Source organism: Solwaraspora sp. WMMA2101 (genome assembly GCF_049179175.1).
GTDB lineage: Bacteria > Actinomycetota > Actinomycetes > Mycobacteriales > Micromonosporaceae > Micromonospora_E.
This window is the reverse complement of record NZ_JBMHMA010000006.1, coordinates 4,715,538-4,730,724: the sequence shown is the minus strand read 5'-3', so window position 1 is coordinate 4,730,724 and position 15,187 is coordinate 4,715,538. Positions and strand designations below refer to the sequence as shown.

Here is a 15,187-nt window from a genome sequence, read left to right as displayed (position 1 = left end):
GATCCGCCGGAATCACCGGGTCTCGGCGGGGGCCACCGCCAGCGGCAGCCGCCGGGTCACCAGCCACCAGCCGATGGCGTACGTCACGGTCACCAGACCGCAGCCGGCCAGGATGACCCGGATGTCCACCGTGTCGATGACGGCGGCCACCACCAGCTGACTGACCGAGATCGCCAGCGTCGCCAGCATCAGGTCGGCGGCGAACACGCGGCCGCGCAACCGGTCCGGCACGACGGCCTGCAGGGCGAAGTTGGACAGCACCCAGTTGCTGCCGCCCCCCAGGTGCGCCAGGAACACCAACGCCAGCACCAGCGGGAACCAGCTGATCAACGCGATACCGGTGTAGGACAACCCGTACACCGACATCGAGGCCGCCAACGCGGTCAGCAGCCAGCGCCGCCGGTTGAGCACCGGACGCATGAGCAGCGGCCCCACCACCGCACCGGCACCGCGCACCGCGAACAGCAGCCCGGTGCCGATCGCACCGACCCCGTACACGCCGGCGAGCAGCGGGAACAACGTCAGCACGCCGTTACCGAGGCCGACCGCGCTCTTGGCGGTCACCAGGGCCAGCACCTGCGGGCGGCGACCGATGTAGACCAGGGTCTCGCGGATCGCGGCCAGGGTGCGCAACGCCGGTTCGGCGCTGTCCCGTGGGGCCTGCATCGGCCGGCGGATGGTGACGGTGACGCCGGCCGCCACCAGCAGCGCGGCCGCCGCGATCCAGAAGCAGGTGTACGGGCCGACGGCAGCGCTGACCAGGCCACCGAGCGACGCGCCGACGATCGCCATCGTGCCCCACGCGGAGCCGGCGAACACGTTGGCACTGGGCAGTTCCTCGGCCGACACCACGTTCGGCAGCGCGGCCTGGGCGGCGGGCGAGTAGCACGACTTCGCCACGGCGAGCGCGGCCACGGCGGCCAACGCGAGCCAGGCGGTGCCCGACGAACGCACCCCGAGCAGTAGCAGTACGGCCACCACCGCCGCAAGGTTCGCCAGGATCAGAATGCGTCGGCGGTCGAACCGGTCGGCCAACGTCCCGGTGAACGGCAGCATCAGGGCGTGGATGCCGGTGTCGGCGGCGAGAACCAGAGCTCCCCAGACACCGCTGCCGGTCAACTCCGGCAACAGCACCAGCAGCGGGACCATGACGAACCAGTCGGCACCGAACATCACCAGCTCGGCGCTGAGCAGCCGACGGAAGTCACGATTGCCGGTAAGGACCGCTAACGGTGAGGCCACGTACCGGCACCCTACCGACCGGGGCGCGGACAGCGACCGGAATGTGATCTGCGTGACCAGCAGGCCGGTCGGGTCCCCCGGGGTTCGCCACAAGGGACCCGACCGGTCACCTCAGCTGTCCGCTGGCGGCAGCGGCGACTTGCGGCTCTTCGGCAGCTTCAGCACCTCGAACTGGTCGGTGCCGTCGACCAGGGCCGCCGACGGCCGGGCCGGCGGCGCGGCCACCGGTGAGCTGCGCTGCGCCGTACCGTCGGAGGTCGCCGCCCGGTCGGCCGCCGCGTCGGCGGCGGCCGACCCCTCGCCGGCCGCGCCCGTCGGCCCGGTGCCGGCGTCGCCGGTCCGGGCGGCACCACGACGCTCCCGCCAGCGTTCCTTGGTCCCCTCGACCATCGTGTAGAGGGTCGGCACCAGCACCAGGGTGAGCAGGGTCGAGCTGAACAGACCACCGATCACCACGATCGCCAGCGGCTGGCCGATGAACCCGGCCACCCCGGTCAGCCCCAGCGCCATCGGGGTCAGCGCGCAGATGGTCGCGATCGCGGTCATCAGGATCGGCCGCAGCCGACGCCGGCCCCCCTCCACCACCGCCTGGGACACGCTCATGCCCTGGTCGCGGTACTGGTTGATCAGGTCCATCAGCACGATCGCGTTGGTCACCACGATGCCGACCAGCATCAGCGCCCCGATCAGCGCCGGCACGCCCATCGGCGTACCGGTGACGACCAGCAGACCGATCGCGCCGGTCGCCGCGAACGGCACCGACACCAGCAGGATCAGCGGCTGGATCAGGCTGCGGAACGTCGCCACCATGATCACGAAGACGATGGCGATCGCGGCGAGCAACGCCAGACCGAGGTCGGCGAACGCCTCCGCCTGGTCGGCGCTGACCCCACCGATGGTGTACGTCACACCCGTCGGCAGCGACAGCCCGTCGAGCCGTTCGGTCAGGTCGGCGCTGGTCTGCCCGACGTTCGAGCCGGTCGCGGTGCCGGTGACGGTGGCGCTGCGTTCGCCGTCCATCCGGTTGATCTGCACCGGCCCGCTGACCTCGACGATCTCCGCCAGCGCGCTCAGCGGCACCGGGCCGATCGGCAGCGCCGCCAGTTCCTCGACCGACGTGGGGGTGGCGGTCGGGCTGAGCAGCACGCTCATCCGCTCGCCGTCGAGGGTGACCTCACCCAGCGGGCTGCCCCGGAACGCCTGGGCGACGATCTGGCCGATCGCCGCCTCGGTGAGCCCCGCGCCGGCTGCGGCCGCCCGGTCGATGCGGACCTCCAGCCGGGTGGCGTCGGCGGCCAGCGAGGTGGTCACGTCGGCGACGTCCGGGGTCTGCGCCATCGCGGCTCGGACCCGTTCGGTGGCGGTCGCCAGGTCGTCCGGGTCGTTGGCCTGCACGACGACCTGCAGCTGGTTGGTACTGGCACCGCCCGGCCCACCACCGGCGGCGCCGACGGTGATCTCACCGAGGGAGTCGCGGCCGGCGAAGGCGTCCCGCAGCTGCTGCTGCAGGGCCACGTTGTCGGTGCCCTCGGTCAGGGTGATCGAGTAGCTGGCCGTGGTGGCGCCACCGCTGCCGGCGAACGGGTTGCTGCTGTTGCCGATGGAGACCTGGTAGGACTCGATCCCGTCGGTGCGGGCCAACTCACGCTCCACCTGGCGGGCGGCGGCGTCGACCGCCGTGAGGCTGGTGCCGACCGGCAGCTCCTGACGCATGCTCAGGGTGTCCTGGCCGGCATCGTCGATGAAGTTGGTCTCCAGCCTGGTGCCCAGCGCGAAGGTGCCCAGCAGCACCGCCAGGCCGATACCGACGGTCGCCCACCGTCGGGTGGTGGCGAACCGGATCACCGGCAGGTAGCCGCGCTGCAGTGGGTTGCGCAGCTCCTTCGCCTCGGCCTGCTCGCGGACGGCCTCGACGTCGGTGCCGGCGGCGGCCGGCTTGAGGAACCAGTACGCCAGCACCGGGATGATCGTCAGGGAGACCAGCAGTGAAGCGAGCAGGGCGACGGTGACGGTGATCGCGAACGGGGCGAACAGCTGGCCGACGAACCCGCCGACGATGGCGATCGGCGCGAAGACCGCCACCGTGGCCAGCGTCGAGGAGGTGACCGCGCCGGAGACCTCCCGGACGCCGGTGAGGATCGCCGTACGCCGGTCCTCGCCGTACTCCAGATGTCGTTTGATGTTCTCCAGGACGACGATCGAGTCGTCCACCACCCGGCCGACCGAGATGGTCAACGCGCCCAGGGTGAGCAGGTTGAGCGAGTAGTCGCCGATCCAGAGCGCGATCAGCGCGATGAGCACCGACAGCGGGATCGAGACGGCGGTGACGACGGTGGACCGTACCGACAGCAGGAAGACCAGGATGACCAGGACCGCCATCACCAGGCCGAGCAGGCCTTCGGTGGTCAGCGCCTCGATCGAACGCTCGACGAACGGCGCCTGGTCGAAGACCACGACGAGTTCGGTGTCGGCCGCGTCACCCAGCTCGGCCAGCCGGTCGCGGATCTCGTGCGAGATGCCGACGGCGTCGCCGTCCGGGCCGGCGGTGACCGCGATCCCGAGGCTGACCGCGCCGTTGGTCCGGGTGATGGAGGTGGCCGGTGAGGTCTGCTCGGTGATCTCGGCGACGGCGTCCAGCCGTACGGGTGCCCGACCGGCCGTGGTCAGGAAGATCGCGCCGAGGTCCTCGATGGTCTCGATCCGGCTGCCGACCTGCACGGTGAGGGTCTGGTCGTCCTCGGTCAGCGCGCCGGCCGGGATGGTGACGCCGTTGGCCCGCAGGGCGGCGCTGATCGCGCCCGGGTCGTAGCCGGCGGCGGTCAACGCGGCAAAGTCCGGGGTGATCGCGACGATCTGCTCGCTGGCGCCGGTGACGTCGACGGCACGTACCCCGTCGATGCCTTCCAGCTCGGGTACGACGGTCTCGCTGAGCCGGCGGGACAGCTCCTGCTGCTCGTCGTCGGCACCGGTGGCGGCGAGCACCACGGCGGGCAGGTCGTCGGTGCTGCCGGCGAAGACCACCGGGTCGACGCCGTCGGGCAGCTGCGCCCCGATCCGGTTGAGCGCGGTCTCCAGGTCGTTGACCGCGCCGTCGAGGTCGGTGCCGAAGGCGAACTCGATCTGTACGGTCGCGAAGCCTTCGCTGGAGGTGGAGGTGACGCTCTCCACGTCCGACACGGCCGCGACGGCGTTCTCGACCGGCTCGGTGACCTGCGCCTCGACGATCTCCGGCGCGGCGCCCGGGAAGACCGCGCTGACGAACGCGGCCGGGAACTCCAGCGAGGGCAGGAGCTGCTGTTTGAGCGTCGGGATCGTGAACGCGCCGAACAGCGTGATCACGACCGCGACGAGCGCGACGAGGCCCCGGTTGGCGAGGCTGAGTCTGGCGAGCAACGACATGTGCGGGCTCACTCCTGGGAAGGGGTCCTGCGGCGGGAATGACGGAAGAATACTTTGGCCAAGGCTAACAGTTAGCCTCATATGGAGTTGTTGGGATAGCCTTCGCGGCACGACGGGCAGCTCGCCCGCGTCGGACGACGGCAGAGGGAGCGCGGGTGACCCAGCGGGACGAACTGATCGACCAGATCATGGCGACCCACCGTCGGCTGCAGTTGCTGTTCGCCTCCGACCGCTCCGACCCGCTGTTCGACGCACAGCTGACCGTGTCGCAGCTGAAGATACTGCTCCTGCTCTACCTGCACGGCAGCACCTCGGGTCAGGAGCTGAGCCAGGTGCTCGGGGTCCGGATGGCCACCGTCACCGGCATCGTCGACCGGCTCGTCGCCCACCGGCTCGTCGGCCGCCGCGAGGATCCGCAGGACCGCCGGGTCCGGCGGGTCGAACTCACCGGCGACGGGCGGGACCTGATCGACCGGATCGTCACCGCCGGCACCGAACGGCATGCCCGGCTGCTGGCCCGGCTGGACACCGACGAGCTGCGTACCGTCGCGGCGGCGGTCCGGCTGCTGGTCGACGCCGCCGAGGCCGACCTGGCCGAAACCGACGGCGCGGCCGGTCCGTCGTGGGCGGCCGGTGTCTGCGGTACGGCTCCGCCCGTACCGCCGGGGTCAGGCCAGGTGGAGCGCGCGGGCGGCGAGTAGCGGATCGTTGCCGATGGTCGTCGGCGCCGGCGCGGTCGAGATCGCCCACTCCGGGTCCTTGAGGCCGTGCCCGGTCACCGTGCAGACCACCGTCGACCCGGCCGGCACCTTCCCGGCCGCGGCGACCTGCAGCAGCCCGGCCACGCTCGCCGCGCTGGCCAGCTCGACGAAGACACCGACCTCCCGGGCGAGCAGCCGGTACGCCGCCAGAATGTCCCGGTCGGTGACCGCGTCGATCAACCCACCGGAGGTGTCCCGGGCGTCGAGCGCCCTGGTCCAGCTCGCCGGGTTGCCGATCCGGATCGCGGTGGCGATCGTCGACGGCGCGCGGACCACCTCACCGGCGACGATCGGGGCGGCACCGGAGGCCTGGAAGCCGAACATCTTCGGAGTCCGCGTCGCGTTGCCGGCATCGAGATCCTCGACGTAACCCATCCAGTAGGCGCTGATGTTGCCGGCGTTGCCGACCGGCAGGCAGTGGATGTCCGGGGCGTCACCGAGCCCGGCGACGATCTCGAACGCGGCGGTCTTCTGCCCGTGCAACCGGAAGATGTTCACCGAGTTGACCAGCGCCACCGGGTAGTCCCGGGCGAGCTTGGACGCCATCGCCAGGCAGTCGTCGAAGTTGCCGTCGACCTGCAGCAGCTTTGCCCCGTGCACCAGCGCCTGGGCCAGCTTGCCGAGCGCGATCTTGCCCTGCGGCACGAGCACCGCGCAGGTCAGGCCGGCCCGGGCCGCGTACGCCGCCGCCGACGCGCTGGTGTTGCCGGTGGAGGCGCAGATGATCGCCTTGTTGCCCTCCTCGACCGCCTTGGAGACCGCCATCGTCATGCCCCGGTCCTTGAACGACCCGGTCGGGTTCGCCCCTTCGACCTTGAGGTAGACGTCGGCACCGACCCGGTCGGAGAGCACCGGCGCCGGCAGCAGCGGCGTGTTCCCCTCATGGAGGGTGATCACCGGCGTGGTGTCACTGACCGGCAACCGGTCCCGGTACGCCTCGATCAGACCCCGCCACATGGCAACCTCCTCGACTCGGCCGGCACAGCGTACCGGCTGCCTACTGGCCGCCCTCGACCCGCAGCACGCTGGCGATGGACCGGACGATGTCCAGGCCGCGCAGCTCCTCGACGGTCGCGGCCAGCGCGGCGTCCGGAGCACGGTGGGTGACGATCACCAGGCTGGCGTCGGCCTCCCGACCGGACTGGCGCACGGTGGCGATCGACACGTCGTGGCGGGCGAAGACCCCGGCGACGGCGGCCAGCACCCCGGCGCGGTCGGCCACGTCCAGACTGATGTGGTAGCGGGTGACCGCCTCCCCCATCGGGCGGATCGGCAGATCGGCGTAGGCCGATTCGCTCGCCGCGCGTACCCCGGCGAGCCGGTTGCGGGCCACCGCGACGATGTCACCGAGCACGGCGCTGGCGGTCGGCGCCCCGCCGGCACCCCGGCCGTAGAACATCAGCTGGCCGGCGGCGACCGCCTCGACGAAGACCGCGTTGAACGCGTCACCGACGCTGGCCAGCGGGTGGCTGCGCGGGATCATCGCCGGATGCACCCGGACGCTGACCGACTCGGCGCCGTCGGCACCCGGGCCCCGCTCGGCGATGCAGAGCAGCTTGATGGTGCAGCCCATCGCCTTGGCGCTGGCCATGTCGGCGGCGCTGACCTCGGTGATGCCCTCCCGGTGCACGTCGGCGGCGCCGACGCGGGTGTGGAAGGCCAGCGAGGCGAGGATGGCTGCCTTGGCGGCGGCGTCGAAGCCCTCGACGTCGGCGGTCGGGTCGGCCTCGGCGTACCCGAGCGCGGTCGCCTCCTCCAGCGCCTCGGTGAAGCTGGCACCGGTGGCGTCCATCCCGGACAGGATGAAGTTGGTGGTGCCGTTGACGATGCCGGTGACCCGGGTGATCGAGTCGCCGTGCAGGGATTCACGCAGCGGGCGCAGCAGCGGGATGGCCCCGGCCACCGACGCCTCGTAGTACAGGTCGGCACCGCCGGCGGCGGCCGCGTCGTGCAGGGTGCCGCCGTCCTCGGCGAGCAGGGCCTTGTTCGCGGTGACCGCACTCTTGCCGGCCCGCAGCGCCTCGACGAGCCAGGTCCGGGCCGGTTCGATCCCGCCGACGACCTCCACCACCACGTCGACGTCGTCGCGCTTGACCAGCCCCAGGGCGTCGGTGGTGAACAACGCCGGGTCGACCGGCAGGTCGCCACGGGAACGGTTCGGCCGCCGTACGGCGATCCCGGCGATCTCGACCGGTGCCCCGATCCGGGCGGCGAGGTCGGCAGACTGCTCGTGCAGCAGCCGCACCACCTCGGCACCCACCGTGCCGCAACCCAGCAGCGCCAACCGTACCGGCTTACCCATGCTCACCCCATACCTCGCGACCGCGCGCCACGCGCTATCCCACGTCCAGTGCCAGCAGATCGTCCTCGGTCTCCCGACGGACGATGACCCGGGCCGCGCCGTCGCGGACCGCGATCACCGGCGGCCGGGGCACATGGTTGTAGTTGCTCGCCATGCTCCGGCAGTACGCCCCCGTGCCCGGCACCGCCAGAAGATCTCCCGGCTGCACGTCGGCGGGCAGGAATTCATCCTTCACTACGATGTCCCCGGACTCACAATGCTTTCCCACCACGCGGGCCAGGACCGGTGGCGCCACCGAGGCCCGGGAGGCGAGAGTCGCCGAGTAGGAGGCGTCGTAGAGGGCGGTCCGGATGTTGTCGCTCATCCCGCCGTCGACGCTGACGTAGCTGCGGATGCCGTCGACGTCCTTGACCGTGCCGACCTGGTAGAGGGTGAACACCGCCGGTCCGACGATCGCCCGGCCCGGCTCCACCGACAGGTGTGGCACGGCCAGCCGCAGCGCCTCGCACTCGCTGTCGACGATCTTGTTCATCCGCTTGGCCAGGTCGTGGGCGGGTGCCGGGTCGTCCTGGGTGGTGTAGGCGATGCCGAAACCGCCGCCGAGGTCCAGCTCCGGCAGCTGCACGCCCCGGGCGTCGCGGATCTGCGCCTGCAACGCCAGCACCCGCCGGGCGGACACCTCGAACCCGCTGGCGTCGAAGATCTGCGAACCGATGTGCGAGTGCAGCCCGCGCAGCTCCAGCACGCCCTCGTCGAGGATCCGGGCGGCCGCCTCGAAGGCCGCCCCGCCGGCCAGCGAGAAGCCGAACTTCTGGTCCTCGTGGGCGGTGGCGATGAACTCGTGGGTGTGCGCCTCCACCCCGACGGTGACCCGGACCAGCACCTTCGGCCGGATCTGCCGGTCGCGGGCCAGCGCGGTCAGCCGGTCGATCTCGTCGAACGAGTCGACGATGATCCGGCCCACGCCGGCGTCCAGCGCCCGGGTCAGCTCGGCGACGCTCTTGTTGTTGCCGTGGAACCCGATCCGCTCCGGCGGCATCCCCGCCGACAGCGCCACCGCCAGCTCACCGCCGGTGCAGACGTCCAGGTGCAGGCCCTCCTCGGCGATGATGCGCACCACCGCCCGGCACAGGAACGCCTTGCCGGCGTAGTAGACGTCCTGCCCGGCGAAGGCGGCCCGGAAGTCGCGGCAGCGGGCCCGCAGGTCCTCCTCGTCGAGCAGGTACGCCGGGGTGCCGTACTCGGCGGCCAGGTCCCGTACGTCCCGGCCGCCGATGGTGAGCGCCCCGGCGTCCGCGCGGGTCACCGTCCGCGGCCACAGCTGCGGCAGCAGGGAGTTGACGTCATCGGGGGTACGCAGCCAGCCCGGCCCCCGGCTGCCGAGGTCACCGTGCAGGGCCCCGGCCTCGTGTGCGCGCACGGCACTACCGTCCTTCGTCGTTCATGGGTCCGGGTCCGGGTCCGTCGGCCCGGTTCACATCCGCTCGGGCGCGGAGACGCCGAGCAGGTCCAGGCCGTTGGCGATCACCGTACGGGTGGCGTCGTTGAGCCACAGCCGGGCCCGGTGCCGGTCGGTGATCTCCTCGTCGCCCAGCGGCATGATCCGGCACTTGTCGTAGAAGCGGTGGTACGCCCCGGCCAGCTCCTCCAGGTAGCGGGCGATCCGGTGCGGCTCGCGCAGCTCGGCGGCGGAGGCGACCACAGCGGGGAACTCGCCGATCGCCTTGAGCAGCTCGTTCTCCTTGTCGTGGTCGAGCAGCTCCGGGCGGAACGCCGCCGGTTCGCCCCGCTGCAGGCCGACGTCGGCGGCGTTACGGGCCACGCTGGCGGTCCGGGCGGCGACGTACTGCACGTAGAAGACCGGGTTGTCGTTCTTGGCCCGGGTCCACCGCTCCACGTCGATGTCGATCGGCGAGTCCGACGAGTAGCGGGCCAGCGCGTACCGGGCGGCGTCGACGCCGACCGACTCGACCAGGTCCTCCAGGGTGACCACGGTGCCGGCCCGCTTGGACATCCGCACCGGCGCCCCCTCGCGCACCAGGTTCACCATCTGCCCGATCAGGATCTCCAGCGTCACGTCCGGGTCGTCGCCGAAGCAGGCCGCCATCGCCCGGAGCCGGCCGATGTAGCCGTGGTGGTCGGCACCGAGCATCATCACGATCCGCTCGAAGCCGCGCTCGCGCTTGTCCAGGTAGTAGGCGCAGTCGGCGGCGAAGTAGGTCCACTCGCCGCTGGACTTGCGCAGCACCCGGTCCTTGTCGTCACCGAAGTCGGTGGTGCGCAGCCAGACCGCGCCGTCGCGTTCGACGATGCGGCCCTGCTCGCGCAGCCGGGCCAGCGCGTGGTCCAGCTCACCCCGGGAGTGCAGGTCCTTCTCGTGGAAGAACGTGTCGAAGTGGGTGCCGAAGTCGGCCATCGACGACTTGATCTCGTCGAGCATCAGCGCGACACCTTCGACCCGGAACAGCTCCCGGGCGGCGTCGTCGTCGAGATCGCGTACCTGCGGGTGCTTGCCAACGAGGACGCCGGCGATGTCGGCGATGTACGCCCCGGCGTAGCCGTCGGCCGGGGTCGGCTCACCGCGCGCGGCGGCCAGCAGCGAGTTGGCGAACCGGTCGATCTGCGCACCGGCGTCGTTGACGTAGTACTCGGTGCCGACATCGGCCCCGGTGGCCCGCAGGATCCGGGCCAGCGAGTCACCGACGGCGGCCCACCGGCTGCCGCCGATGTGCACCGGGCCGGTCGGGTTGGCCGAGACGAACTCCAGGTTGAGCCGCTGCCCGGCGAGGTGGGTGCTGCGGCCGTACTCCCGACCGGCCAGGACCACGGTGCGGGCCAGTGCCCCGGCGGCGGCCGAGTCGAGCCGGATGTTCAGAAACCCCGGGCCGGCGATCTCCACCGACGCGATCCCGTCGGCCTCGCCGAGCCGGGCGGCGAGTGCGGCGGCCAGCTCGCGCGGCGGCGTGCCGACCCGCTTGGCCAGCTGCAGCGCCAGGTTCGAGGCGTAGTCGCCGTGCTCCGGGTTGCGGGGACGCTCGACGGTGACCACGTCGGGAAGCAAGGATAGATCGAGGTCACGATCGACGAAGACCGACCGGGCCGCGGCGCGGACGATCTCAGCGAGATTAGCGGGAGTCACCAAAGCATGTTACCGGGGGTAGACTCGTGGACTTGGCGGCGACCCTTACCTGCTGGCTCCCGCTGAAAGCCCCTTGACCGACCGACCTGACGAGGCACCACACCATGAGCATCAGCACCCAGGGTGGCGACAACAGCCGTCCGTCCGTGGTCAGCACCGGCAAGCCGTCGGCCGGCGGCAAGCCCAAGGCTGCGAACAAGGCCGGCGGTAGGCCGGCGACGGGCACATCGACCAGCGGCAAGACCGGCGGTGCCAAGGCCGGCGGGGGTGCCGCGAAGGCCGGGCGACCGGGCGCAGCGGGCAAGGGCGGCAAGGGCCCCCGTAAGGCGGTCAAAGCGGTCAAGGTCTCCCAGGGCCGCAGCTGGGGTCCGATCGCGCTGATGGTCGCGGTCGGCGTGCTGGCCACCGGGATCATCGGGTACGGCGCCTGGGCGGTCTCCCAGGAGGCCCGCTCGTGGCAGGACCGTGCCTCCGACATCGCCGGCCTGGTCAACTACCGCGAGACGGACCCGGAGAGCATCAGCAACCAGGAGCACCGGTCCGGCAAGATCGAATATCCGCACAGCCCGCCGGTCGGCGGCCCGCACAACAACACCTGGCAGCGCTGCCTCGGCGACGTCTATGACGCGCCGATCGCCAACGAGCACGCGCTGCACAGTCTGGAGCACGGTGCGGTCTGGCTCACCTACCGTCCGGACCTGCCGGCGGCCGACGTGGAGCAGCTGGCCAGTGTGATCCGCGGCAACGACTTCATGCTGATGAGCCCGTACGAGGGCCTCGACCGCCCGATCTCCATCCAGGCGTGGGGCTACCAGCTCAAGGTCGACAACGCCGACGACCCGCGGATCAAGGAATTCGCCACCGTGCTGGCGCAGAACGCCTCGATGGAGCCGGGCGTGCCCTGCTCCTCCGGCAACTACACCACCGGTACCGGCACCGAGCCGCGCGAGATGCAGCCGTCGATGGGCGGCTGACATGGCCACTGCGACGCAGGACCCACCGGTGTCGGAGCGAATGGAGCCGGCGGAGCCTCGCCCGACCTCCCGGACTGTGCGCTACCTGACCCTGGCCATGGCCGCGTTGCTGCTGCTCGGCGTCGGCTGGACAGCCGCTACGTTGGCCACCGGGCGCACCCCGGGCGAAAATTCGGCCGAGGCCGGCTTCGCTCGGGACATGTCCCGCCATCACGCGCAGGCGGTGGAGATGGCAATGATCGCGTACGCCAAGGGGCAGGATCCGGCTATCCGGCAACTCGGCTACGACATGGCCCTGACCCAGCAGGCCCAGATCGGTCATATGCAGCGCTGGTTGCAGGAGTGGAACCTGTTGCCGACCGGCTCCCGTCCGGCCATGGAGTGGATGCCCGATGGCGTGGGGGTGGACGCGAACGGGCTGATGCCCGGCATGGCCACCCGCGAGGAGATCACCCGGTTGCACGAGGCGGAGGGCACCGAGGTCGACCGCCTGTTCATCGAGCTGATGATCAAGCACCACATCGGCGGCGTCCACATGGCCGACGGTGTGCTGGATGCCTCCGACCGCGCCGAGGTGGTCCGGCTGGCCGAGGCGATGAAACAGGCGCAGCAGAAGGAGATCAACGAGCTACGCAAGCTTCAGGAGTCCAACGGCTGAGAGCGGCGGGCCGGCGGGCAGTGGATGCCGCCGCCGGCCCCGTCCGACGATCAGCTCGAGGTTTGCCAACCATCGATCCGCACGGGCGACGATGGCGCGCTGCCGACTCGCCGCCTTCCGGGGATGTCCTGGCGCAGCACACTCAGGTGGGCGGCTCTCAGACCCGACCCGGGCTCCAGACCCAACCGCCAAGTCCTCGATTGCCGCCAGGCGCTGTTGCTCCAGGGCCGCCGAAGCAGCCGCGACGAAGGCGCCGTTGGCGCCGCTGAGCGGCGCTCCCCGCCACAGCACCAGTGCCGAACGGAGCTGGTCGGCCGCCTCCTCGGACCGTCCGGCGTGTTGGGACGACCGGGCGTGACTGACCCGTTGGACGAAATCCTCATGGTCCAGCTCACCGTTCGCCACCACCATTCGGTAGCCGCCGGCCTCGCTGACCAGCGGTCCGTCCGCCGGGTTGATAGCGATGGCCTGCCGGAGTGCGGAGACGCACGCCTGCACCTGTAGCCGAGCACTCCGCGGTGGGGTATGTGCCCACACGGCATCGATGAGATGGCCGGTAGGGACCACCCGGTTGGCGTTGAGCAGTAGATAGGCGAGCACAGCCCGCTGTCGGGGCCGGAGCCGGCGCACCTGTCGGTCGACTCTGTGCACCTCTACCGGCCCAAGAAGTTTCCACTTCATCCTGCCCCCGTAGCCCGAAGTGGTCACGCTCTCACATGACAAGGCCAGACTAGCGCATCATCGAGGTCGATCGCTTTCTCGCACTACCGGCAGACCACCACCCGGGTGCCCGGATGATCGCGCATAGCGAACGCATAGCAACTGCGCAGCCGGCTCCGACAGGCTCCTCTAGGGACGATCGACCGAGAGTCCCGATGCAGGCAGTGGCTAGTCGAAGGGGAACCAGCATGATCAAAAAGTTGGGTCGGTACCTCGCTGTGATCGCACTCGTCGTGGGCGGCACAACCGTGATCGCCGCGTCACCAGCGCTCGCCGTCGGCGGCTGCGACCAGGCCAACCCGACAGTCGGGGCGTGCATCGACCACGGGTCCTACGGCAGCAACGCACGAGCCGACTTCTACTTCAACCGGACCCCCGACAGCAGCTACTACTACTACTCGGTGTGGATCCAGGTCAACGGCACCTGGCACCAGAAGGTCAACCAGGCACGCCTGACCAGTTCAGGACGCTGGTGCTGCTGGTATCAGCCCATCGCCAGCCAGCCGGCCAGCTACAAGACCATCCGGAGCAGGGTCACCATTTACACGAGCAACAGGACGGCGCACACCACATCCACGAGCCCGGCCTTCACCATCTACACCTGATCCTCACCCCGCGCGGCGGTTCGCGCGCCGGCCACTGACATCGGCCGGTGCACGGACCGCCGCGCGGTCTGTGCACTCCCATGCCTTCGATGATGAACATCCTCCCGAGTAGCGCAGCCCCTCGAAGCTGAGATGCAGGAAGGGCGGATCGGGACAATACACCCAGAACGGGCGATAAACCTACTTCAGACACTTTGCCGGACTCTACGGTCTCAGACGTTTTCTGGCTAGATATCGCTACCGTCCTGATACAGCATCGTTGGTCCTGACGTGGGGGCAGTTCTTAGTGACACTCGGAAATCGATCACGAGCTGGTGCCGGCGGCACACGCTCGGCGGTGACGGCGCGGTGGCGGCCCGCCGTCGCGGAACACGTACCGGTGACGCTGGCGGGCTGACACCGGATCAGGAACTCGAACTCATCGACATGCTGCGCGGGCGTTGGCCCGAGGAGCTCGACGTCGACGACGAGTTGTGGAGCCGCCGTACCGTCGGCACGCTGATCGAACGCCGGTTCGGGCTGACTCTTGGCCCGACCGACGTCGGCCACTACCTCGACGCCTGGGGGTTGGCACCCCGACGGCCGGCGGAGCGGGCCTGCGGGCTCTGTGTCGACGCGGTCAACGCCTGGATGGAACGGGTCTACCCGGAGGTCCTGCGGGCCGCCCGGGACCACCGTACGGATCTATGGTGGTTGGGGCGGACCCGGCTGCACGGCACGGCCCCGGCCGCCGACGTGCTGTCGGCCGCCTCGGTACGCGGCCAGATCCGGTTCATGATCCTCACGCCGTCGGTCGAACCACCGCTGCCACGCGAGTTCCTGCTCCGACTGTGTGGACCCGACCGGCGCGGCGCGCATCTCGTGGTGGACGGCTCCTGGGCCAGCTCCGAGCTGCCGCGCCGGCTGCCCCGCAGCATCGTCGCGCACCTGCTGCCGAGCTGCGCCCGGCCGGCCCGCGCCGCGTGACGGCCGGCGTCGGGACACGCCCTGATACCGATTCGGCAACCCGGGTAGGGGTTTGCTAGTCTTCGTGGGTCGCTGAGCCCCCGTAGCTCAGGGGATAGAGCACCGCCCTCCGGAGGCGGGGGCGCAGGTTCGAATCCTGCCGGGGGCACACTTGCCAAAGAACCCTCGACTTGCACAACAAGGCCGTTGACCAGGGCAATCCTAGTCAGCGGCCTTCATCGTCTGTCCGGCTGTGTCCGGCCGTCACCGGCCCTTGGCGAGCATCTGTGCCGAATACGTGCCGAAGTTCGGCACGGTCTCAGCCGTGGCCCAGCGCCCGTTCGATGCGCTGCCGCAACGCCGCCTCTCCCCCGTCGCGGCACTTGGCGTAGATCCGCAACAGCACCTCAACGGACTAATATCCCGCCCACTCGGCGACTGA

Annotated in this window: 12 protein-coding genes and 1 tRNA gene; 6 read left to right on the top strand and 7 right to left on the bottom strand. The window is 70.6% G+C overall.

What is annotated here, in order from left to right; translation table 11 throughout:
* Positions 1–12: 12 nt before the first annotated feature.
* Together ACN28F_RS22565 and ACN28F_RS22560 are read right to left on the bottom strand one after the other, a co-directional pair.
* Positions 13–1,242, bottom strand: coding sequence for an MFS transporter (locus tag ACN28F_RS22565; RefSeq protein WP_421359610.1), 1,230 nt, complete (start codon positions 1,240–1,242; stop codon positions 13–15).
* A gap of 111 nt (positions 1,243–1,353) precedes the next feature.
* Positions 1,354–4,641 (bottom strand): efflux RND transporter permease subunit, encoded by a 3,288-nt coding sequence (locus ACN28F_RS22560; protein WP_289209896.1) that lies wholly within the window; start codon positions 4,639–4,641, stop codon positions 1,354–1,356.
* Between the two features lie 155 nt (positions 4,642–4,796).
* On the opposite strand from ACN28F_RS22560, the gene ACN28F_RS22555 reads away from it, so the two are divergent.
* On the top strand, positions 4,797–5,342 hold the full coding sequence (locus ACN28F_RS22555; protein WP_421359609.1) for a MarR family winged helix-turn-helix transcriptional regulator: 546 nt from the start codon (positions 4,797–4,799) through the stop codon (positions 5,340–5,342).
* Here the strand turns inward: ACN28F_RS22555 and thrC are convergent.
* The 4 genes from thrC to argS are packed head-to-tail and all read right to left on the bottom strand — an operon-like array spanning position 5,310 to position 10,843.
* A complete protein-coding gene (gene thrC / locus ACN28F_RS22550; protein ID WP_421359608.1) occupies positions 5,310–6,359 on the bottom strand; it encodes a threonine synthase in 1,050 nt (349 codons plus the stop codon). The genes ACN28F_RS22555 and thrC overlap by 33 nt on opposite strands.
* Before the next feature lie 40 nt (positions 6,360–6,399).
* Positions 6,400–7,704 carry a homoserine dehydrogenase gene (locus tag ACN28F_RS22545; protein ID WP_289210857.1) on the bottom strand — a complete coding sequence of 435 codons (1,305 nt, stop codon included), beginning with the start codon at positions 7,702–7,704 and terminating at the stop codon, positions 6,400–6,402.
* A 34-nt stretch (positions 7,705–7,738) separates the two neighbouring features.
* Positions 7,739–9,124: a diaminopimelate decarboxylase gene (lysA, locus tag ACN28F_RS22540; protein ID WP_421359607.1), complete on the bottom strand. Its 1,386-nt coding sequence runs from the start codon at positions 9,122–9,124 to the stop codon at positions 7,739–7,741.
* A gap of 54 nt (positions 9,125–9,178) precedes the next feature.
* Positions 9,179–10,843, bottom strand: a complete 1,665-nt coding sequence (gene argS, locus ACN28F_RS22535; protein ID WP_421359605.1) for an arginine--tRNA ligase — start codon at positions 10,841–10,843, stop codon at positions 9,179–9,181.
* 104 nt (positions 10,844–10,947) lie between these two features.
* Here argS and ACN28F_RS22530 point away from each other — a divergent pair, with 104 nt between their 5' ends.
* Together ACN28F_RS22530 and ACN28F_RS22525 are read left to right on the top strand one after the other, a co-directional pair.
* Positions 10,948–11,817, top strand: coding sequence for a DUF3105 domain-containing protein (locus ACN28F_RS22530; RefSeq protein ID WP_421359604.1), 870 nt, complete (start codon positions 10,948–10,950; stop codon positions 11,815–11,817).
* Position 11,818: 1 nt separating this feature from the next.
* Positions 11,819–12,475 carry a DUF305 domain-containing protein gene (locus tag ACN28F_RS22525; protein ID WP_421359603.1) on the top strand — a complete coding sequence of 219 codons (657 nt, stop codon included), beginning with the start codon at positions 11,819–11,821 and terminating at the stop codon, positions 12,473–12,475.
* On the opposite strand, the gene ACN28F_RS22520 is transcribed toward ACN28F_RS22525, so the two are convergent.
* Positions 12,446–13,156, bottom strand: coding sequence for an AfsR/SARP family transcriptional regulator (locus ACN28F_RS22520; protein ID WP_421359602.1), 711 nt, complete (start codon positions 13,154–13,156; stop codon positions 12,446–12,448). The two genes, ACN28F_RS22525 and ACN28F_RS22520, sit on opposite strands and share 30 nt — an antisense overlap.
* A gap of 272 nt (positions 13,157–13,428) precedes the next feature.
* Between ACN28F_RS22520 and ACN28F_RS22515 the strand changes: the two genes are divergently transcribed.
* The 3 genes from ACN28F_RS22515 to ACN28F_RS22505 all read left to right on the top strand — a co-directional run bounded on the left by ACN28F_RS22515 (position 13,429) and on the right by ACN28F_RS22505 (position 14,914).
* The gene (locus ACN28F_RS22515; protein WP_421359601.1) at positions 13,429–13,800 is read left to right on the top strand and encodes a hypothetical protein; all 372 of its coding nucleotides are present in this window, start codon (positions 13,429–13,431) and stop codon (positions 13,798–13,800) included.
* A 270-nt stretch (positions 13,801–14,070) separates the two neighbouring features.
* Complete coding sequence (locus ACN28F_RS22510; protein WP_353850522.1) at positions 14,071–14,766, top strand: winged helix-turn-helix domain-containing protein; 696 nt, start codon at positions 14,071–14,073, stop codon at positions 14,764–14,766.
* A gap of 76 nt (positions 14,767–14,842) precedes the next feature.
* Positions 14,843–14,914 (top strand) — tRNA-Arg (locus ACN28F_RS22505).
* The last annotated feature ends 273 nt before the right edge of the window (positions 14,915–15,187 follow it).

What these genes read in the sequence shown, in the direction of transcription:
- ACN28F_RS22560 (WP_289209896.1), bottom strand. Translation starts at nt 4,641, where the DNA reads ATGTCGTTGCTCGCCAGACTCAGCCTCGCCAACCGGGGCCTCGTCGCG.
- thrC (WP_421359608.1), bottom strand. Translation starts at nt 6,359, where the DNA reads ATGTGGCGGGGTCTGATCGAGGCGTACCGGGACCGGTTGCCGGTCAGT.
- ACN28F_RS22545 (WP_289210857.1), bottom strand. Translation starts at nt 7,704, where the DNA reads ATGGGTAAGCCGGTACGGTTGGCGCTGCTGGGTTGCGGCACGGTGGGT.
- ACN28F_RS22530 (WP_421359604.1), top strand. Translation starts at nt 10,948, where the DNA reads ATGAGCATCAGCACCCAGGGTGGCGACAACAGCCGTCCGTCCGTGGTC.
- ACN28F_RS22525 (WP_421359603.1), top strand. Translation starts at nt 11,819, where the DNA reads ATGGCCACTGCGACGCAGGACCCACCGGTGTCGGAGCGAATGGAGCCG.
- ACN28F_RS22520 (WP_421359602.1), bottom strand. Translation starts at nt 13,156, where the DNA reads ATGAAGTGGAAACTTCTTGGGCCGGTAGAGGTGCACAGAGTCGACCGA.